The 19,957-nt window shown below is 64.7% G+C and carries 17 protein-coding genes; 15 read left to right on the forward strand and 2 right to left on the reverse strand.

Features of this window, described 5'->3' with window-relative positions; genetic code table 11:
* Nucleotides 1-103: 103 nt before the first annotated feature.
* From gatC to AD89_RS0112485, 4 genes are all read left to right on the forward strand, one after another.
* Complete coding sequence (gene gatC, locus AD89_RS0112470; RefSeq protein ID WP_025779358.1) at nucleotides 104-409, forward strand: Asp-tRNA(Asn)/Glu-tRNA(Gln) amidotransferase subunit GatC; 306 nt, start codon at nucleotides 104-106, stop codon at nucleotides 407-409.
* Nucleotide 410: 1 nt separating this feature from the next.
* Nucleotides 411-1,913, forward strand: a complete 1,503-nt coding sequence (gene gatA, locus AD89_RS0112475) for an Asp-tRNA(Asn)/Glu-tRNA(Gln) amidotransferase subunit GatA (protein ID WP_025779360.1) — start codon at nucleotides 411-413, stop codon at nucleotides 1,911-1,913.
* On the forward strand, nucleotides 1,910-3,391 hold the full coding sequence (gene gatB / locus AD89_RS0112480; RefSeq protein ID WP_025779361.1) for an Asp-tRNA(Asn)/Glu-tRNA(Gln) amidotransferase subunit GatB: 1,482 nt from the start codon (nucleotides 1,910-1,912) through the stop codon (nucleotides 3,389-3,391). The genes gatA and gatB overlap by 4 nt, the downstream gene beginning before the upstream one ends.
* A gap of 213 nt (nucleotides 3,392-3,604) precedes the next feature.
* Entirely contained in the window at nucleotides 3,605-4,639 is a 1,035-nt protein-coding gene (locus tag AD89_RS0112485) for a hypothetical protein (RefSeq protein WP_025779363.1), read from the forward strand.
* A 13-nt stretch (nucleotides 4,640-4,652) separates the two neighbouring features.
* On the opposite strand, the gene def is transcribed toward AD89_RS0112485, so the two are convergent.
* On the reverse strand, nucleotides 4,653-5,225 hold the full coding sequence (gene def / locus AD89_RS0112490; protein ID WP_025779365.1) for a peptide deformylase: 573 nt from the start codon (nucleotides 5,223-5,225) through the stop codon (nucleotides 4,653-4,655).
* Between the two features lie 383 nt (nucleotides 5,226-5,608).
* On the opposite strand from def, the gene cysK reads away from it, so the two are divergent.
* From cysK to AD89_RS0112550, 11 genes are all read left to right on the forward strand, one after another.
* On the forward strand, nucleotides 5,609-6,535 hold the full coding sequence (gene cysK, locus AD89_RS0112495; protein WP_025779366.1) for a cysteine synthase A: 927 nt from the start codon (nucleotides 5,609-5,611) through the stop codon (nucleotides 6,533-6,535).
* Between the two features lie 147 nt (nucleotides 6,536-6,682).
* Nucleotides 6,683-7,360, forward strand: a complete 678-nt coding sequence (gene epsC, locus AD89_RS0112500; protein ID WP_025779368.1) for a serine O-acetyltransferase EpsC — start codon at nucleotides 6,683-6,685, stop codon at nucleotides 7,358-7,360.
* Nucleotides 7,361-7,679: 319 nt separating this feature from the next.
* Entirely contained in the window at nucleotides 7,680-8,879 is a 1,200-nt protein-coding gene (locus AD89_RS0112505; RefSeq protein WP_025779370.1) for an LLM class flavin-dependent oxidoreductase, read from the forward strand.
* Nucleotides 8,879-9,589 (forward strand): NAD(P)H-dependent oxidoreductase, encoded by a 711-nt coding sequence (locus AD89_RS18625; RefSeq protein WP_231488648.1) that lies wholly within the window; start codon nucleotides 8,879-8,881, stop codon nucleotides 9,587-9,589. The genes AD89_RS0112505 and AD89_RS18625 overlap by 1 nt, the downstream gene beginning before the upstream one ends.
* Nucleotide 9,590: 1 nt before the next feature.
* Nucleotides 9,591-10,058 (forward strand): MarR family winged helix-turn-helix transcriptional regulator, encoded by a 468-nt coding sequence (locus tag AD89_RS0112515; RefSeq protein WP_025779374.1) that lies wholly within the window; start codon nucleotides 9,591-9,593, stop codon nucleotides 10,056-10,058.
* 110 nt (nucleotides 10,059-10,168) lie between these two features.
* A complete protein-coding gene (locus tag AD89_RS0112520) occupies nucleotides 10,169-11,113 on the forward strand; it encodes a 2-hydroxyacid dehydrogenase (RefSeq protein WP_025779375.1) in 945 nt (314 codons plus the stop codon).
* Between the two features lie 190 nt (nucleotides 11,114-11,303).
* Entirely contained in the window at nucleotides 11,304-13,016 is a 1,713-nt protein-coding gene (gene ilvD / locus AD89_RS0112525; RefSeq protein ID WP_025779377.1) for a dihydroxy-acid dehydratase, read from the forward strand.
* 499 nt (nucleotides 13,017-13,515) lie between these two features.
* Nucleotides 13,516-14,499: an ABC transporter permease gene (locus AD89_RS0112535; RefSeq protein WP_025779379.1), complete on the forward strand. Its 984-nt coding sequence runs from the start codon at nucleotides 13,516-13,518 to the stop codon at nucleotides 14,497-14,499.
* 1 nt (nucleotide 14,500) lies between these two features.
* The gene (locus AD89_RS0112540; protein WP_025779381.1) at nucleotides 14,501-15,418 is read left to right on the forward strand and encodes an ABC transporter permease; all 918 of its coding nucleotides are present in this window, start codon (nucleotides 14,501-14,503) and stop codon (nucleotides 15,416-15,418) included.
* Entirely contained in the window at nucleotides 15,411-17,516 is a 2,106-nt protein-coding gene (locus AD89_RS0112545; RefSeq protein WP_025779383.1) for an ABC transporter ATP-binding protein, read from the forward strand. The genes AD89_RS0112540 and AD89_RS0112545 overlap by 8 nt, the downstream gene beginning before the upstream one ends.
* Nucleotides 17,517-17,568: 52 nt before the next feature.
* Nucleotides 17,569-19,266, forward strand: coding sequence for an ABC transporter family substrate-binding protein (locus AD89_RS0112550; RefSeq protein WP_025779385.1), 1,698 nt, complete (start codon nucleotides 17,569-17,571; stop codon nucleotides 19,264-19,266).
* A 98-nt stretch (nucleotides 19,267-19,364) separates the two neighbouring features.
* Here AD89_RS0112550 and AD89_RS0112555 read toward each other — a convergent pair whose 3' ends face one another.
* Nucleotides 19,365-19,946, reverse strand: coding sequence for a PH domain-containing protein (locus AD89_RS0112555; protein WP_025779387.1), 582 nt, complete (start codon nucleotides 19,944-19,946; stop codon nucleotides 19,365-19,367).
* Nucleotides 19,947-19,957 lie beyond the last annotated feature (11 nt).

Raw genomic sequence — 19,957 nt, forward strand, 5'->3', positions numbered from 1 at the left:
GCCGTCAGGTAGTAATGGGGGAAGGTCACAGCGGGACTTCGGGAGGGCGCCCCGCGGAGAGACTAGACTGGGGGCGAGTGAAAACGACGATGAAAGGCAGGGAATGACGGAGTCTTCCGCAATCACCCCCGAACAGGTGGAGCATCTGGCTTCACTGTCTCGGATCGCCATGAGCGAGGACGAGCTGAAATCGCTCGCCGGTGATCTCAGCACAATTCTGGGAAACGTCGCCAGGGTCAACGAAGTGGCCGGCGACGATGTGCCCGCAACCAGCCACCCCATCCCGCTGACGAACGTCATGCGCCCCGACATCGTGGGTGAGACGCTGTCCAGCGAACAGGCACTGGCCTCGGCCCCGGCCGCCGAGGACGACAAGTTCCTCGTCCCGCAGATCCTCGGGGAGGAATGAGATGACCGAACTGACGAACAAAAGCGCCCTCGAACTCGCCGCAGGACTGAAGTCCGGCGAGTTCTCCTCCGTCGACGTCACGCAGTCCCACCTCGACCGCATCTCCGCCACCGAGGATGACTTCAACTCCTTCATCACCGTCACCGACGAACTCGCCCTGGAGACCGCGAAGGCCGTCGACGCCAAGCGCTCCGCCGGTGAGGACGTCCACGCCTTGGCCGGCGTTCCGGTGGCGCTGAAAGACCTCGTCGTCACCGAAGGCACGCGTACGACCGCCGGGTCGAAGATGCTCGAGAACTGGGTTCCGCCCTACGAATCGACTGTGCACACCTTGGTCAAAGCCGCCGGACTGCCGGTGCTCGGCAAGACCAACCTCGACGAATTCGCCATGGGATCGACGACCGAGCACTCGGCCTTCGGCAACACCCGCAACCCATGGAACCTCGACCACGTGCCCGGCGGTTCCTCCGGCGGCGCGGCCGCAGCGCTTGCCGGATTCCAGGCCCCGCTGTCCGTGGGCACCGACACCGGCGGATCCGTCCGCCAGCCCGCCGCGTTCACCGGCACCGTCGGCGTCAAACCGACCTACGGGTCGATCTCGCGCTTCGGCATCATCGCCATGGCCTCGAGCCTCGACCAGGTCGGACCGATGGGCCGCAACGTCGCCGACGCCGCCGCCCTGCACGAACTGCTGGCCGGACACGATCCGCTCGACTCGACCTCACTGCCCGACGAGGTCGGCGGATTCCTGACCGCCGCCCAGACCAGCGACCTCAAGGGCAAGAAGCTCGGCGTCATCAAGCAGCTGGCCGGTGAGGGATACCAGGACGGAGTCCGCACCGCGTTCACCGCAGCGCTGGAAACCGCTGCCGCCGCAGGTGCCGAGATCGTCGAGGTCGACTGCCCGTCGATCTCCTACGCCCTCGACGCCTACTACCTCATCATGCCCTCCGAGGTGTCGTCGAACCTCGCCCGCTACGACGGCATGCGCTACGGCCTGCGCGTCGAACCCGAGTCCGGTCCCGTCACCGCCGAGACCGTCATGTCGGCCACTCGTGCTGCAGGCTTCGGTGATGAGGTCAAGCGCCGCATCATCCTCGGCACCTACGCCCTGTCGGCCGGTTACTACGACGCCTACTACGGTTCGGCGCAGAAGATCCGCACCCTGGTCCAGAACGACTTCGCGAAGGCCTTCGCTGCGGCAGACGTCCTCGTGTCCCCGACCGCCCCGACGACCGCACTGAAGTTCGGCGCGGAGAAGGCCGCCGACCCGATGGCCCTCTACTTAGGCGACGTCGCGACGATCCCGGCGAACCTCGCCGGAATTCCCGGACTGTCCCTGCCCGCGGGCCTGGCCGATGGTCTGCCCGTCGGCTTCCAGATCCTGGCTCCGGCCCGTGAGGACGTCAAGCTCTACGAGGTGGCCGGACCCTTGGAAGCCGCACTCGAATCCGCCGGCGGACGCGTGCTCGACACTCTCGCGGAAGGACTGAACGCCAAGTGAAATACGAAGACGCGATCAAGAAATACGATCCGGTCATCGGCATCGAGGTCCACGTCGAACTCGGCACCGCGACCAAGATGTTCGACGCCGCACCCAACACCTTCGGCGGCGGACCGAACACGAACGTGACCCCCACTTCCCTCGGGCTGCCCGGCTCCCTGCCCGTGGTCAACGAGAAGGGGGTGGAGTACGCGATCAAGATCGGTCTGGCACTCGGCTGCGAGATCGCCGAAACCTGCCGGTTCGCCCGCAAGAACTACTTCTACCCGGACGTGCCCAAGGACTTCCAGACCAGCCAGTCCGATGAGCCCATCGCGGCCGAAGGACAGGTCGAGGTCGAGCTCGAGGACGGCACCATCGTCACCGTCCCCGTCGAGCGAGCTCACATGGAGGAAGACGCCGGCAAGAACACCCACGTGGGAGGGGCCACCGGCCGCATCCAGGGCGCCGACCATTCCCTCGTCGACTACAACCGCGCCGGTGTGCCGCTCGTGGAGATCGTCACCCACCCGATCACCGTGACGGGGGAGCGGGCCGCCGAGGTGGCCGCCGCCTATGTGCGGACCCTGAGGGACATCTTCCGCGCCCTCGATGTCTCCGAAGCCCGCATGGAACAGGGCAATGTCCGCGCCGACGTCAACGTATCCTTGCGGGAGAATGCCGAGGCACCGCTGGGCACCCGTACGGAGACGAAGAACGTCAACTCCTTCCGCTCGATCGAACGCGCAGTGCGCTTCGAGATCGCCCGCCAGGCGACCCTCCTCGAGGCGGGGGAGAAGGTCGTCCAGGAGACCCGTCACTTCCACGAGGAGACCGGAGAGACCTCCTCGGGACGACCGAAGTCCGACGCCGACGACTACCGGTACTTCCCCGAGCCCGACCTCGTGCCGCTGCAGCCGTCCCGCGAATGGGTCGACCAGCTGCGGGCGAGCCTGCCCGAGCTGCCGGCGCAGAAGCGTCGCCGCCTCCTCGGGGAATGGAAGTTCTCCGACCTGGAGATGCGCGACATCGTCAACGCCGGACTCCTCGAAGCCATCGAGGACACCGTCACCGCCGGTGCGAAGCCCGCGAATGCACGCAAGTGGTGGACCGGTGAGGTCGCCCGCCTGGCCAACCAGGAGGACAAGCACCCCACCGAGATCGTCACCCCCGCTCAGGTGGCAGGACTCGTCGACCTCATCGGCCAAGGCAAACTCAACGACAAACTGGCTAAGGACGTGTTGGCTGGAGTCGCCGCCGGCGAGGGTGATCCCGCCGAGGTGATGGCCGCCCGCGATCTCGAGATCGTCGAGGACACCGGGGCACTCGAAGCCGCCGTCGAGGAGGCCATCGCTGCCAACCCCGATGTGGTCGAGAAGATCAAGGGCGGAAAGATGCAGGCCATCGGCGCGCTCATGGGCCCGATCATGAAGGCCACCCGCGGACAGGCCGATGCCGGAAAGGCCAAGGACCTCATCCTCGCCAAGTTGGGCGTCTGAGTCCGGGTCCGACTCCGATTCTGGTCGACGCCGGCGCCTGACAGCGCCGAGCAGGACTCAGGATTGATCCAGCCACACCCTCTAGACTGTGCGTCCAAGGGAACCGACCGGGTTCCCGAACACAGCGGAGGGTGTGGCTGTTCGCATTCCCCGCAGCCGATGGCCCGCCAGGACAGGGCCAAGAGCGTGACCCACACGCGTGGAGGTGAAGCGGTGTCTGAGTGGAAATCGCTGTGGAAGAGGGAATGCGGGAAGACCGCGCCGATCTACCGGGTGCTCGTGCCCGACAGCGTCAACGAGGCGGTGCTGCGCGCTTGGAGTGCCCGCGGATACCGCTACACGGCCGGAGCGCCGAGCGCGATCATGCTCACTGGTGGGATGAGCCGGAACTTCTTCCGTTCCAGCGTCCTGTTCAAGGGCGGCACCGCCGCCGGCACCGCCGTGACCGCTGGGTTCGCGGCGCCCGGAGGACTGGCCCTGGTCTCGGGGTTCGCCGATGCCGCTCTGACCTTCGGCGGGATGGGTGCGGCCACTGCTCTGGGCACCGGAATCTTCGCCGCCGTCACCGGCCCCAAATACTTCCGTGATCCGAAGCGACTGAGCCGCAAGAACCGGCGCAAGGTCTCAGGCGCCCAGTGGGTGACTCCGGCCAGTCTCGGCTATCTGCCCGGGCGCAAGGAGGGCCGGGACACCGACGAGCAGCGTCTGTTCCATCTCGCGGTCACGATCGCCCGCAAGATCGTGCGCACCCGCGCCTGGACCCATCCGATACTCAAAGACCACGTCTCGCGCGTCGATCTCGACCACGCCGTGGCCTCCATCGGCGTGCGGCTGCAGGAACTCGTCAGCCTCCGCGAGGAGATCGAGGGCATCCGTGATGCGGGGACCGCGAAGTCGGTGGAGACCTATCTGTCGAAGCTGGCCGTCGCGTTCTCGTCCATGGCACGCCGCGTGGAGTCGATGCACGACTACTACGAACGCCTCCTCGAACTCGATCAGCAGCTCATGCTGCTGCACAACTCCGAACGCTCCCGCGAGCTCGGTGATCGGGTGCTCGACGTGCTGTCTCGCACCGCCGCCGACGATTCCGCTGATTGGCAGTTCAGGGAGCTGCGCATCGACGCGGACTCGCAGTCGTCGATCATCTCCGGACTCGTTGCCGAACTCGACCAGACTGCCGATGATTTCGACGACTTCGACACCCGGTTGGCCGCAGCTCAGAAATCCGTGGACGAACTCGAGGCTTAGGCTCGGCTCCGGCTCAGTGACCGAAGGGGTCGGGGTCGACTCCCGGCATCCATGACAGGCCCGGCTGGTTGTAGCCATGCGCTTCCTGGGCCTTCTTCCACTTCTTCGACCAGCGCTTATCGAGGCGGTCGACGTAGAGGGTTCCCTGCAGGTGGTCGTATTCGTGCTGCATGATGCGCGCGAACCACCCTTCCGCACTCAGCGTCACCGGTTCGCCTTTCTCATCGAAGCCGTTGACGGTGACCCTGTCGGCACGTTTGAGGGGGAAATCGAGACTCGGCACCGACAGGCACCCTTCCGTCTCGTCGTCCGGATCGGGACGGGTATCGGGGACCTTCGATGAGATGAGCACGGGATTGACGAAGGTGCCGCGACGACGCACACCATAGTCGTCATCGGCGTTGTACACGAAGATGGACTTGCCGACGCCGATCTGCGGCGCGGCCAGGCCGACTCCGTTGCTGGCATCGAGTGTCTCGTGCATGTCTGCGACGAGTTCGGCAAGGTCCTCGTCGAACTCGGTGATCTTCTCGGCACGACGATGCAGAACGGGCTCGCCGTAGACGACGATGGGATGAATAGCCATGGGGATAATCGTATCGGTCACCGGAGACCGTCTCAGCCTCAGCCTGACGACCATGGTCGGGCATGAGCGTCAGGGAGAACCGCCTCGGTGATCATGTCCACCGATTGCTCAGCGGTTGTTCCGATTCGGACCTGCGGCAGATGGATAGATATGCGACCGCTCCCAGCCTGTGATACGGAACGTCATATAGTTTCGCCGCCAGCGAACACAGATTGTTGAGCAACATATCTGGGAACACGTTCAGGGTCGGCGTGGTTATGATGAGGGCAAGCCGTCTCGGACCACGAGATGAAAGCTGTCGCTCAACGCTTGCCGGAACAGCTCTGCCGAGTGGTGAGAGGCCTGTGACGGCGGGTGCACACAGAAGCGTGAAAGGACTTACTTTGACCATCTTCAACAACGTCTCCGATCTGGTCGGCCGTACTCCGCTGATCCGCGTCAACAAGGCCAGTGAACGCTCCGGCGCCGAAATCGTTGCGAAGCTCGAATCGTACAACCCGGGCAACTCCGTCAAGGATCGCATCGGTGTGGCGATGATCGACGCGGCTGAGAAGTCCGGTGAACTGCAGCCCGGCGGAACGATCGTCGAAGCCACCTCCGGCAACACCGGCATCGCTCTGGCGATGGTCGGCACCTCCCGCGGTTACAAGGTCAAGCTGACGATGCCCGAGTCGATGTCGAAGGAACGTCGCGCCCTGCTGCGCGCCTTCGGTGCCGAACTCGTCCTCACCGACAAGGCCGAAGGTATGAAGGGGGCAGTGGCCAAGGCCGAAGAGCTTGCTTCCGACGGCGCCGTCCTCGTGCGCCAGTTCGAGAACCAGGCCAATGCCGAGATCCACAAGGCCACCACCGGTCCAGAGATCCTCGCCGACACCGATGGCAAGGTCGACATCTTCGTCTCCGGCATCGGCACGGGCGGGACCATCACCGGTGCGGGAGCCGCGCTGCGTGAGGCCAACCCGGATGTGAAGATCATCGCCGTCGAGCCCGCCGCTTCGCCGCTGCTGACCGAAGGCACGGCCGGACCGCACGCGATCCAGGGCCTCGGCGCGAACTTCGTGCCCAAGGTGCTCAACACCGATATCTACGACGAAGTCGTCGATGTCGACAACGACGACGCCTTCGAGCGGGCTCGCGCCGTCGCTCTCGAAGAGGGCCTGCTCGTCGGCATCTCCTCCGGCGCCGCACTCTTCGCTGCCGAAAAGGTCGCGTCTCGACCGGAGAACGCCGGCAAGCGCGTCGTCGTCATCATCCCCAGCTACGGCGAGCGGTATCTGTCGACTCCGCTGTTTGCCGAGTACATGGACTGACTCCATGGCAGCGGCACGAGGGCGTCAGACTTCGGTTTGGCGCCCTCGCTGTCTGCAGAGTCCGATGTCGGACCGCTGCGGGAATTCTTCCGCCCGGATCCGACTTGCACGAGACAGACCAAGACGAATGAGCAGGGGGAGTCAACGATGAAGGCACTGTGGACAGCGGCCGCGGCGGCCGCCGGTGCGGCAGCCTATGGGCTGAGCCGACCCGGTGTGCGCGAGACGCTCAAAGAAGACCTTGAGACGGTGAAGCGGCGAGATCCGGCGGCGCGCAATGATTTCGTCTCATTGGTGTCCTACCCGGGGATGCATGCCATCTGGGCCCACCGCGGACTCCACCGCCTGTGGCAGCACGATGCTGGAAAGGTGCCCGCGCGACTGATGTCCCAGCTGGTGAGGACGCTGACCGGCGTGGAGATCCACCCGGGGGCGCAGATCGGGCGTCGATTCTTCATCGACCACGCCAACGGCGTCGTCATCGGCGAGACCTCGGAGATCGGCGACGACGTCATGCTCTATCACCAGGTGACCCTCGGCGGCACATCGATGGCACAGACGAAGCGCCACCCGACGATCGGCAACCACGTGCTCGTCGGCGCCGGGGCGAAGATCCTCGGCCCGGTCGTCGTCGGCGACAACTCCGCGGTCGGAGCCAATGCCGTCGTCGTCAAGGACGTGGCGGCCGACTCGAGCGCCGTGGGCATTCCCGCGACCGTGCGCCCGAAGAAGAAGGACGGCGCCGCCCCGGCGAAGGCATCTGCGGATGACGGTTCGGTGAAACACCCGGATTTCGTGCTCGAGGACCCCGCGCTCTGGATCTGAGGCGGCTCCTGCCTACGGGTGCCAAAAGCGGCTCCTGCCTCCGGGCGTCAACAGCGGCTCCTGCCTCCGGGCGGGAGCCGCTTGTCGTGCTTTGTCGGGTCGTTCCACGGTGAGAGCCGGGCTGGAACCACCGGGGATCGACCCGACAATCGACCGTTTGCGGTCATGGACTCGCGATGCACTCAGGTGACCGCCCAGGGGTCGGGAATACTTCTGAGACCACGTCTGTTAAGCTTTCAACTAGTTACTTCAAAATTGAAGTGAGTTCATTCAGCGGGGCGGCCGCTCAAGCCGCAGGAGCCCAGACGCAGGAGGCGCCATGGAATTCGGAATCTTCACAATCGGCGATGTCACCACCGACCCCACTGACGGCACCACCGTCAGCGAACACCAGCGGATCAAGAACACCGTCGAGATCGCCAAGAAGGCCGAGGAAGTCGGACTCGACGTCTTCGCCACCGGTCAGCACCACAACCCGCCCTTCGTGGCACCGGCGAATCCGCCGATCCTGCTGTCCAACATCGCCGCACAGACGCAGACACTCGAACTCTCCACGGCGACGACGCTCATCACCACGACCGATCCCGTGCGCATCGCCGAGGACTACTCCTACGCGCAGCACCTCTCCGACGGTCGCATCAGCCTGATCATGGGCCGCGGCAACACCGGTCCCGTCTACCCGTGGTTCGGCAAGGACATCCGTGCCGGCATCCCGCTGGCGGTCGAGAACTACAACCTGCTCTACCGTCTGTGGCGTGAGAAGAACCTCGACTGGGAAGGCAAGTTCCGCACTCCTCTCAACGGCTTCACCGTCACCCCGACCCCACTGGACGAGGTTCCGCCGTTCGTGTGGCACGGTTCGATCCGCAGCCCCGAGATCGCCGAACAGGCCGCCTACTACGGCGACGGGTTCTTCCACAACAACATCTTCTGGCCGACCTCGCACACCGCCCGGATGGTTCAGCTCTACCGCCAGCGCTTCGAGTACTACGGCCACGGCACGGCCAGCCAGGCGATCGTCGGCCTCGGCGGTCAGGTGTTCATGCGCAAGAACTCCCAGGACGCCGTCCGCGAGTTCCGACCCTACTTCGACAATGCCCCGGTCTACGGCCACGGACCCAGCCTCGAGGACTTCTCGACGCAGACTCCGCTGACCGTCGGGTCACCCCAGCAGGTCATCGAGCGCACCCTGAGCTTCCGCGACTGGGCCGGCGACTACCAGCGTCAGCTCTTCCTCATCGACCATGCGGGACTGCCGCAGAAGACGGTGCTCGAACAGCTCGACCTGCTCGGCGAAGAGGTCATCCCCGTCCTCCGCGAGGAGTTCGCGAAGGGCCGCCCGGCCGATGTCCCCGATGCCCCGACGCACGAGTCGCTGGTCATCCGCCACTGCGAAGGCCGGGATCCGATCCCCGGCGGCGGAGAAGGATCACGTGCCTTCGAGGACCGCCAGGCACGCGCCGCCGAGTCCGCCGGGAACGACGCCCAGGATGCGACACGGGAAGGAGCCGACCGCTGATGAGCACGAAGACGATGAATATCGTGGCCGTGACCACCTCGCTCAGCGAGGACTCGACCACGCTCAAGCTCACGAACCGGATCCTGGCATCCGCCGCCTCGGCGGGGGAATCGGTGGGCAGCGACGTGACCACGGACGTCATCAACGTCCGCAGCCTCGCCACCGCGCTCACGGACATGACCCTGACCGGGTTCCGCTCCGAAGCGCTGGAGACGGCCTTCGCGACCATCGCCGCAGCCGATGCGATCGTCACGGTCGCGCCGGTGTACAAGGCCGCTCCTGTCGGTCTGCACACCCTGTTCTGGCAGCTCATCGACGACAAGGCGTTGAGCCGCAAGCCCGTGCTCATCGCCTCCACCGGCGGCACCGCCCGGCATTCCCTGGCCGGGGACGCCGTGCTGCGGCCGATGCTGTCCTACCTCAAGGGCATCGTCGTGCCCACGACGGTCTTCGCCGCGACCGACGACTGGGGAACCGTCGCAGGCGGCCGGGCGCTGACCGCCCGGATCCGCCAGGCGGGGGAGGAGCTCGTGTCCCTGACCGCACCGATCAGCGGGGCCGGAAGCTACGACCTCGCCGAGGTGGCCGACCCCGATCCGCGCGCACGTGCAGGGGCGGGTGCGGCCCCGGGGGCCTCGGCGAATCGCGGATTCGTCGACGAATTCGACCCCGCGAACGTCACTCCGTTCGCGCAGCTGCTCGAGGGCTGAGATGACGGAGATCAGATTCGGGCTCGGCAGGGAGGCGCTGGCGCAGAACGCGTGGCGAACCTACTTCGAGACCTCGCAGCGCCTGCGTCAGGCCCTCGAGGCCCAGCTCAAGGACGATGCGGGGCTCGACGTCAGCGACTACAACACTCTGCTCCTGCTGTGGGAGGCGCCGGAGCGGACGCTGACGATGAGCGCCCTGGCGAAGAAGCTCGTCTTCTCACCCTCGCGGCTGAACTATCGGATCAAGGTCCTCGTTGAGGCGGGACTGGTGACGAAGACTCAGTGCCCCGGGGATGGGCGTGCTCACAATGTGGCGCTGACCGAGGCGGGAGCGCGGGCCTTCCTGTCCGCCGGCTCCCGGCACAAGAGCTATGTCGACGAGGTCTTCTTCGACCATGTCAGTGACGCCGAGCTCGAGGTGATCGAAGCCGTCTTCACTCGGATCGGGAAAGCGCTGCCGGCGAACTGAGACAGGTGTCGGTCGAGGGGTGAGGTGGGCACTGCCTGAGAGCTGAGGCCGGTCATCTCAGAGTGACGAACGTCTCGGCATGGTCTGAGACTGCGTGCCACAATGAGGGCATGTCCATCACCACAATCGCCTTCCCGAACTCCGAGCTCCGCAATCGTGTGATCGCTCAGATCCCGGCTCACCAACGCGCTAATGTCGACCTCGTCGTCTTCTCCGACGCCGAACGGTCGGCCAAGCTCAGCCGTGACGACGTCGACGTCGTGATCCTGCCGTACCTGAATTCCGAGCCGACGATCGAACTGCTCGACGAGCTGCCCAATCTGCGTATGGTCATCACGCAGACGACCGGATACGACCCCGTCGCCCACCTGCCCGAGCGTGGAATCCAGGTCGCGACCGCCTCCGGCGTGCACACGGGAGGCACCGCCGAGCTCGCGCTGGCGCTGACCCTGGCCAGTCTGCGCGGAATCGACGACGCCGTGCGCTCGCAGGTCTCGCGGGTGTGGGAGCACCACCGCTACCGTTCGCTGCAGGACCGACGCGTGATGATCATCGGCGTCGGTGAGATCGGCTCGGCCATCGCCGACCGCTTCGACCCCTTCGAGGTCCAGCTCACCCGCGTCGCCTCGACCGCGCGTGAGGACGAACGCGGGAAGATCCACGGCGTCGACGAGCTGCCGAGGCTTCTGCCTCACACCGAGGTGGTCGTGCTCATCACCCCGCTCAACGAAGGGACGCACCACCTCGTCGACGCGGAGTTCCTCAGCTTGCTTCCCGACAATGCGCTCATCGTCAACGTCGCTCGCGGCAAGGTCGTCGATACGGACGCGCTCGTGGCAGAGCTTGCCACCGGACGACTCCATGCCGCACTCGACGTCACCGACCCGGAGCCGCTGCCGCGCAACCACGCGCTGTGGGGCACCCCGAACACCCTCATCACACCCCACGTCGGAGGAGACACCTCGGCGTTCGAACCACGGGTCGTGAAGATCCTCGCCGCGCAGGTCAGGCGGATCAACGACGGAGAGCAGCCGGTCAATCTCATCAAGGCCTGAGGCGCGGTCAACAGAAAGCCGGAGCTGTCGCGCACAGCAGGCCTGAAGCGCGGTCAATAGGTCACGCCAACCTGACCTAAGCGGGCCCCGAACACCGCAGTGCCGCCGGACTCCCGCATGGTGCCCACGAGAGGTTCCACCATGCGAGAGTCCGGCATGCGGATGCTGAAATCGGGCGTAGCATGCCTGCATGAGCATCGATACAGACACCACCACTCCCGACATCAAACCCCGTTCTCGCGATGTCACTGACGGTCTCGAAGCCACTGCCGCGCGTGGAATGCTTCGCGCCGTCGGCATGGGCGACGACGACTGGGTGAAGCCGCAGGTTGCGATCGCGACCTCGTGGAACGAGATCACCCCCTGCAACATGTCGCTGCAGCGTCTCGGTTCGGCCGCCAAAGAGGGCGTCCACGAGGCCGGTGGCTTCCCGCTGGAATTCGGCACCATCTCCGTCTCGGACGGAATCTCGATGGGCCACGAAGGCATGCACTACTCGCTGGTCTCACGTGAGGTCATCACCGACTCCGTCGAGACCGTGATGAGCGCCGAACGACTCGACGGCTCCGTGCTCATGGCCGGCTGCGACAAGTCGATCCCCGGAATGCTCATGGCCTCCGCCCGCCTGGGACTGTCGAGCGTCTTCCTCTACAACGGTTCGATCATGCCCGGCACCGCGAAGATGGAGGACGGCTCGGAGAAGGAAGTCACCCTCATCGACGCGTTCGAAGCAGTCGGCGCCTGCCGCGCGGGCATCATGTCCCAGAAGGACGTCGACGCCATCGAACGCGCCGTCTGCCCCGGCGAGGGCGCGTGCGGCGGAATGTACACCGCGAACACGATGGCCTCGGCCGCCGAGGCGATGGGCATGTCGCTGCCGGGTTCGGCCGCTCCGCCGGCGATCCACCGCAACCGCACGATGTTCGCCCGCAAGTCCGGCGAGGCGGTCGTCAACCTGCTGCGTCAGGGCATCACCGCGAAGGACATCATCACCCGCGAATCGCTCCACAATGCGATCGCCGTGGTCATGGCCTTCGGCGGATCGACCAATGCAGTGCTCCACCTCCTGGCCATCGCGCACGAGGCCGGAGTGACGCTGGAGCTCGACGACTTCAACCGCATCGGCGACAAGGTCCCGCACCTGGGCAACGTCAAGCCCTTCGGCCAGTATGTGATGAACGACGTCTTCAAGATCGGCGGCGTGCCCGTGATCATGAAGGCCCTCCTCGACGCGGGTCTGCTCAACGGAGACTGCCTGACCGTGACCGGCAAGACCGTGGCCGAGAACCTCGAGTCGATCAACCCGCCGGACCCCGACGGGAAGATCCTGCGTGCGCTGAGCAATCCGATCCATGCCACCGGCGGCCTCACCGTGCTGCAGGGATCGCTGGCCCCCGAAGGTGCCGTCGTGAAGTCCGCCGGTTTCGACGCCGACGTCTTCGAAGGCACCGCGCGCGTCTTCGACCAGGAGAAGCCGGCGATGGACGCCGTGCTGGGCGGCGAGCTGAAGAAGGGCGACGTCGTCGTCATCCGCTACGAAGGCCCCAAGGGCGGGCCCGGAATGCGCGAGATGCTCGCGATCACCGGTGCCATCAAGGGCGCGGGCATCGGCAAGGACGTCCTGCTGCTCACCGACGGTCGCTTCTCCGGCGGTTCGACCGGTCTGTGCATCGGCCACATCGCCCCCGAGGCGGTCGACGGCGGTCCGATCGCGCTCGTCGAGGACGGCGACAAGATCACCGTCGACATCGCGGCTCGCTCGATCGAGCTCCACGTCGACGAGGAGGTGCTGGCCGAGCGTCGTAAGTCCTGGACGCTGCCCGAGAACCACCGCCTGACCGGCGTGCTCGGTAAGTACGCAAAGCTCGTGCAGTCGGCGTCGAAGGGCGCGGTCTGCTACTGAGCCAGTTCAAGGCCTCTTGCTGACGCAGTCCGCTTCCGGGTGACGCTCAGCGAATCGGATAGGTTCCATCATCGCCGAGGCGGTGCAGACATCACGTCTGCACCGCCTCGGCGATTTCGTTGGGGAACGCCCCTGATCACAGCGTGGGTCGAATTGACCGTGCGACACGAAACTACAGTTACCGAAAAGTTACTTCGGCGTGTCGCGCGGTTTTCCGGGGGACACGGGGCCTTGTTGCAATCGGCACGGCAGGAGACGTTTGTGCGGTGGGTCACATAGTGATACAGTGCGAAATATGCTCAGTCGTTTATGAGGAGCCATTGAGGCTTCTCACATCTCGACTGGCCTACGCACCGAATATCCCAAAGGACCCTTGAACGTTGATGACTGTCACCACCTTCCCGATTCGCCATGAGATCTATTCCCAGCTTCCCGGTCCGATGCACCATTCCGTGAACCACAGTGAGGGCAGTCTGATCGCGGTGGCGTAGTCGGCGCCATGGGAAAATACGTTTTGCGGCGGTTCATCAACTACTTCATCCTCGCGTTCATCGCGACGGTCACCGCCTACATCACCTCCAGCTCGTTCATGGATCCGGCCTCCCGGTACCGCGGTCAGAATCCGCCGCTGTCGGAAGCATCGATCCAGAACATCCTCAACGGCCACGGCACGAATCCCGATGTCCCGGTCCTCGAGAGAACCTGGGACTGGCTGACGAAGATCTTCCTCCACGGTGACTTCGGCACGACGGTGCACAACTCTCCGGTGCTGCAGGAGATCGTCATCCGCGCCGGTGTCAGCCTCAAGCTCCTGCTCATCGGTTCGATCATCGGAGCCCTGCTCGGTGTGATCCTCGGCGTGTGGGGAGCCGTCAGGCAGTACAAGGCATCTGATCAGACAGTGACCTACGCGTCCTATCTCATCATCGCCACTCCGACGTTCGTCATCGGTGTGCTCCTGATGATCATCGCGACCGGTTTCAACAATATGATCGGCACGACGCTCATCCGATTCTCGGGGGACTATTCGGCCGATATCGACCCCGGGTTCCTCCCGTGGTTCACCGACCAGATCTCACACATGCTGTTGCCCACGCTGGCACTTGTGCTCATGGGCGCCGCGACGTATTCGCGCTACCAGCGTTCGGTCATGCTCGATGTGCTCGCCTCGGACTTCATCAGAACCGCTCGCGCCAAGGGCCGCACCCGCAAGACCGCGCTCGTCAAACACGGAGTGCGCGTCGCGCTCATCCCGATGTCGACCTACTTCGCCTACGCGTTCGGCACGCTGGTCGCGGGCTCCTCGATGCTCGAGGTCGTCTTCTCCTGGAACGGCATGGGCCAGTTCACCATCAACTCCATCCTGCAGTCCGATATCAATGCGGCAGCAGGCTCCGTCCTCTTCGTCGCAGTGCTCACGCTGCTGGCCTCGACCCTGTCCGAGGTCCTCTACGCCGCACTCGACCCGAGAGTGAGGATCTGACATGGCAACAGACATCCCGATCTCCACACATTCCGACACTGAGGTGGTGCCGAAGCGTGCGAAGCCGACCTCCCGGGCGACGCTCATCTGGCGGCGGCTGCGCGCGACCCCGCGTTTCTGGGTCGGCGGAATCCTGCTCGCGTTCTTCGTCCTCTTCGCCCTGTTCGGCAACACCATCAACATCTACTCGCCGACGGACCAGGACGTCTTCGCCCTCAACGAAGGCCCGAGCGCCCAGCACTGGTTCGGCACCAATACGATCGGTCAGGACATCTACGCCCAGACCGTGGTCGGACTGCAGAAATCCCTGCTCATCGGCATCATCGCCGGCCCGGCGGCGAGCATCCTGGCAGCGATCATCGGATCAGCGGCCGGGTACTTCGGCGGCCGCGTCGAAGCGGTCATCGTGTGGTTCATCAATCTCCTGCTCGTGCTGCCCGCGTTCTTCATCCTCGTGCTCATGGCACCGCTGCTGCGGCAGCTGTCCTGGATGGCGATCGTCGTCTTCCTCGTGCTCTTCGGATGGATGATCATGGCTCAGGTCGTGCGCAACCAGACGAAGGCGATCAAGGACCGCGACTTCGTCCGAGCTGCTCGATACATGGGGGTGTCGACGCCGAAGATCCTCAGCCGCCACATCATCCCGAACGTGGCCTCGATCCTCATCGTCGATGCGACCCTCGGCGTCGTCTCCGCGATCATCGCCGAGACCTCACTGAGCTATTTCAACTTAGGCATCCAGAAACCCGACGTTTCGATCGGCACGCTGCTGGCCGATGGGTCAGGAGCCGCTGCCACCCGCCCCTGGCTGTTCGTCTTCCCCGCAGGCGTCCTCGTGCTCATGCTCTTCGCCATCAGCCTGATGGCCGATGCCCTGCGCGATGCGATCGATCCGACATCAGGAGTCAACCGTGACTGAAACCCTTGACATCGATCTCAACTCCGTCAGTGCGGCCGAGCCGATCCTCGAGGTCAGCGATCTGACCGTGACCTTCCCCAACCCCAAGGGCGACGTCCACGCCGTCCGCGGAGTCGACTACGCGGTCAGACCGGGCGAATTCCTCGGCATCGTCGGCGAATCCGGCTCCGGCAAATCCGTCTCCTCGATGGCAGTGATGGGACTTCTTCCCTCGACCGCACAGGTCGCCGGCTCCATCCGGTACCGCGGGCAGTCGCTGCTGGATATGAGCGACCATCAGATGTCGCAGCTGCGCGGCCGCGAGATCGCGATGGTCTTCCAGGACCCGCTGTCGGCCCTGACGCCCGTCTACACGATCGGCGAGCAGATCTGTGAGGGGCTGCTCATCCACGATCCGAGCCTGTCGAAGGAAGCGGCGAACGAACGAGCGATCGAACTGCTGGAGATTGTCGGCATCCCCGGAGCCCAGCGGCGGGTGAAATCGTACCCGCACGAGTTCTCCGGAGGCATGCGGCAGCGCGCGATGATCGCCATTGCGATCGCCAACGACCCCGACCTCATCATCGCCGATGAGCCGACGACCGCCCTGGACGTGACGATCCAGGCTCAGATCCTCGACGTGCTGCAGAAGGCGCGGGAGATCACCGGTGCCGCGATCGTGCTCATCACCCATGACCTCGGTGTGGTAGCCGGAAACGCCGATCGGATCGCAGTCATGTACGCCGGTCGGCTCGTCGAGACCGGGGGAGTGGAGCAGGTCTTCCACCGCCCGCAGATGCCCTACACAACAGGACTGCTGCGGTCTGTGCCGAACCTCGCGACCGCGGGAACCCAGCGACTCGTTCCGCTGGAGGGCAAACCGCCGTCGCTGTCGAATCTGGCCCCGGGGTGCCCTTTCGCACCGCGCTGCCCGATCGCGGTCGACCGATGCCGCGAGGTCGAGCCCGACCTCGTCGAACACGGAATCTCCGGGGTGCAGGCTGCCTGCCACCGTGCTGACGAGATCGCCCGGGGCGATCTGGCGGCCACAGACATCTACCCGCGTCCCGATCCGGTGGCGACTCGGGTGAGAGACGATTCGGCGCCGAACATCCTTGAGGTCACCGGTCTGCAGAAGCACTTCCCGCTGCTCAAGGGGGCGGTGTTCAAACGACAGATCGGCACGGTGAAGGCCGTCGACGGAATCGACCTCGAGATCAGGACCGGGCAGACTCTCGGTCTGGTCGGCGAATCCGGCTGTGGGAAGTCGACGACGATCGGCGAGGTTCTGGAGATGGTCGCTCCGCAGAAGGGGCGGCTGGTCATCAACGGCATCGACGTCGCGGACCTGAACAAGCGCGAACGTCTGGCCATGCGCAAGGACGTCCAAGTCGTCTTCCAGGATCCGATGGCCGCGATCGACCCGCGTCTGCCGGTCGGCGAAGTGATCGCCGAACCGCTGACCGTGCATAAGGTGCCGGCCAAGGAGCGCAATGACAAGGTCGCCGAGATGCTCGAACTCGTCGGTCTCGATGCGTCGATGGCCGAGCGCTATCCGCACGAGTTCTCTGGTGGTCAGCGGCAGCGCATCGGGATTGCTCGGGCACTGGTGACGAATCCGAAGCTGCTCGTCCTCGACGAACCCGTCTCGGCCCTCGACGTCTCCGTCCAGGCCGGTGTGATCAATCTGCTCGAGGACCTTCGAGACACCTTGGGACTGTCCTATCTGTTCGTCGCCCACGACCTCGCAGTCGTCCGGCAGATCTCGGACTTCGTGGCCGTGATGTATCTCGGTCGGATCGTCGAGTACGGCGAATCCGATGCTCTCTATCGTCACCCGCGGCACCCCTATACCAGGGCGCTGATGTCGGCGATCCCGGTACCCGACCCCGAGGTCGAACGCTCACGCGAACGGGTGCTGCTCACCGGCGACCTGCCGAGTCCGACCGATGAGATCTCAGGGTGCAACTTCCGCACCCGCTGCCCGCTGTTCACCCTGCTGCCGGACAGCGACAGACAGCTGTGCCTGAACGACGACCCCGGTCCTCGTCCGCTCGAAGGCGGCCTCGTCGCCTGCCATCACGCGGAACGGAGCCGAGAACTCGAGTCTGCGGACTGATCTCACCCCACCAACCCACCTCGAGGAATACAACACAGGAAATGAGGAACTCATGAGAATGAGGAACAAGTCGACAGCGGTCGTCGCGGCGACCGCTGCACTGGGCCTGGCGCTGTCCGGCTGCCAGCAGGCGAACAATGACTCCGGCGGCGTCGACAGCGATAAGGCCGACAAGGAGATTTCCGGGCTTCCGACCGTCGACTATCAGAAGGCCGCCTATGACGAGGTCAAAGACGGTGGAACGCTGACCTACCCGATGACCGAGATCCCCGCGAGCCTCAACTACTACCACGCCGACGGCGCGCACGTGGACAACAACAACCTCTACGGGACGTCATTGGGCGGACCGGTCAGGATCAAAGACGACGGCACGTGGGAAGTCGACAAGAACTACGCCGAGAGCGTCGAGGTCGCCAGCGAGGATCCGCTGGTCATCGACGTCAAGCTCAACAAGGACGCCGTCTGGGAAGACGGCACCCCGATCGACGTCGATGACTACAAGGCCTTCTGGAAGACTCAGAACGGTTCGAACAAGAAGTACGAGGTCGCTTCGACCAAGGGCTTCGAAGACATCGAGAAGATCGAATCCGGCGAGGACAAGTACGACGTCAAGGTCACGTTCAAGACGCCGAACATCGACTGGCCGAACTACATCGGCGCATTCCTGCCCGATGAGATCTCCGAGGATGTCGACGCGTTCAACAAGGACTATGTGAAGAAGGTCCTGCCCTCGAACGGTCCATTCAAGGCGCAGAAGGTCGACAACAAGTCCGGTGTCATCACCATGGTCAGGAACGACGAATGGTGGGGCCAGGAGCCGAAGCTCGACAAGGTGATCTTCAAGGTCGTGTCCCAGGCGCAGCAGGCTCAGGCCTACGCGAACAAGGAGCTCGACCTCGTCGACGTGGGAACCGACGGCGACTCCTACACGACCGCCGGCAAACGTGACGACGGCGAGATCTACAAGTCGCAGGGAATGCAGTGGACGCATCTGACGATGAATGCCGAGAAGGGGGCGCTCAAGGAGCAGGAGGTCCGCGACGCCATCGGACACGCGATCAACCGCGAAGCCATCGCTCAGGCCGCCATCGGTCCCGTCGAAGCGCCCGTGACTCTGGTCAACAACGTCACCTTCATGCCCGGCCAGGAAGGCTACCAGGACAACACCGACGGCAGCCTCGACTTCGATCAGGAGAAGGCGAAGAAGATCCTCGACGACGCCGGCTGGACCGAAGGCGATGGAGGCGTGCGTGAGAAGGACGGCGAGAAGCTCACCTTCAAGATCGTCGTCCCGGCCGATACCGCCTCGAACGCTCAGCGTGCCGAACAGGTGATGAAGGACCTCAACGAGATCGGCTTCAAGATCGAAATCGAGACCGTGCCGGTGGCCGCCTACTTCGCCGACCACGTGCTCAACGGCAACTTCGAGATGGCCACGTTCACCTGGGAGGGCACGGCTTTCCCGATCTCCTCGGGATCGAACCTGTTCTACCCCGCGGACTCGGAGCAGAACTTCTCGAAGATCTCCAGCGATGACATCGGTGAGAAGTTCAAGGAAGCGACGAAGACTCTCGACCCGGCCGAAGCGAAGAAGCTGGCCAATGAGGGAGACGCCGCAGTACTCAAGCTCAAGCCGCTCATTCCGATCTACCCGACACCTTATGTGTGGGGCGTCAGGGACGACGTCGTCAACCTCGGTCCCCGTCAGCTCGAAACGCCGGACTGGACGACCATCGGCTTCACGAAGTGATGCTCTGATCGATTGAAGCCAACCGAGACTGCCGGCCCCGTGGGATCACGTTCCCCACGGGGTCGGTTTTTCTGTGCCCGGCTGACAGCCGAGTGGGATCAGACGAATCCGATCGCCACCAGCAGCACGAGCACCAGAGTCACCCCGATGACGCCGAGGCTCCACCGAGTGCGCACGTCCTCGGCATCGGCGGACGGGCCGTTTCGCACGCCCGTTCCAGGAGCATCCGCGAGGGTCTGCTCCCAGCGGCGCAGCAGCTCGAATGCCGGATGATTGTCCGGAGACTCCGGTCGAGTTCCGCCGGTCAGCCCGGAATCGATCTTCCTCCGCGGCAGTCCGGGGGCGTTCCACGGTCGAATCGTGCGCGTGGCCCCGTCTGCCGAAGCTGATTCGATCGTCACGACAGACCCCAGTCGGACATCACGGATTCGGGTGTAGGGCACCGATGTCGTGCGCAGGATCTCTCTGACCTCGACTTCGTCAGTTCCGACAACGAGCGCCGGCCGCCAGAGCACGGCGAATGCGACCCATCCGATGAGCACAAGGCCGGGCCCGAAGCGCCCGACTGTCTCCCACGCTCCGCGCAGGAGAGCGTCACCGAGGAGGAAGGCGAGGAACGCCCACACGATGACCGTGATGATAGGGCCGCTGCGTTGTCTCAGGATGATCGGTGCACTCACCAGCCCAGCCT

Source organism: Brevibacterium sp. VCM10 (assembly GCF_000583215.1).
GTDB lineage: Bacteria > Actinomycetota > Actinomycetes > Actinomycetales > Brevibacteriaceae > Brevibacterium > Brevibacterium linens.

Excerpts from the sequence above, each read along its gene's own strand:
- gatC (WP_025779358.1), top strand. The coding sequence starts at position 104 with ATGACGGAGTCTTCCGCAATCACCCCCGAACAGGTGGAGCATCTGGCT.
- gatA (WP_025779360.1), top strand. The coding sequence starts at position 411 with ATGACCGAACTGACGAACAAAAGCGCCCTCGAACTCGCCGCAGGACTG.
- def (WP_025779365.1), bottom strand. The coding sequence starts at position 5,225 with ATGGCTATTCATCCCATCGTCGTCTACGGCGAGCCCGTTCTGCATCGT.
- epsC (WP_025779368.1), top strand. The coding sequence starts at position 6,683 with ATGAAGGCACTGTGGACAGCGGCCGCGGCGGCCGCCGGTGCGGCAGCC.
- AD89_RS0112505 (WP_025779370.1), top strand. The coding sequence starts at position 7,680 with ATGGAATTCGGAATCTTCACAATCGGCGATGTCACCACCGACCCCACT.
- AD89_RS18625 (WP_231488648.1), top strand. The coding sequence starts at position 8,879 with ATGAGCACGAAGACGATGAATATCGTGGCCGTGACCACCTCGCTCAGC.
- AD89_RS0112515 (WP_025779374.1), top strand. The coding sequence starts at position 9,591 with ATGACGGAGATCAGATTCGGGCTCGGCAGGGAGGCGCTGGCGCAGAAC.
- AD89_RS0112520 (WP_025779375.1), top strand. The coding sequence starts at position 10,169 with ATGTCCATCACCACAATCGCCTTCCCGAACTCCGAGCTCCGCAATCGT.
- ilvD (WP_025779377.1), top strand. The coding sequence starts at position 11,304 with ATGAGCATCGATACAGACACCACCACTCCCGACATCAAACCCCGTTCT.
- AD89_RS0112535 (WP_025779379.1), top strand. The coding sequence starts at position 13,516 with ATGGGAAAATACGTTTTGCGGCGGTTCATCAACTACTTCATCCTCGCG.
- AD89_RS0112540 (WP_025779381.1), top strand. The coding sequence starts at position 14,501 with ATGGCAACAGACATCCCGATCTCCACACATTCCGACACTGAGGTGGTG.
- AD89_RS0112550 (WP_025779385.1), top strand. The coding sequence starts at position 17,569 with ATGAGAATGAGGAACAAGTCGACAGCGGTCGTCGCGGCGACCGCTGCA.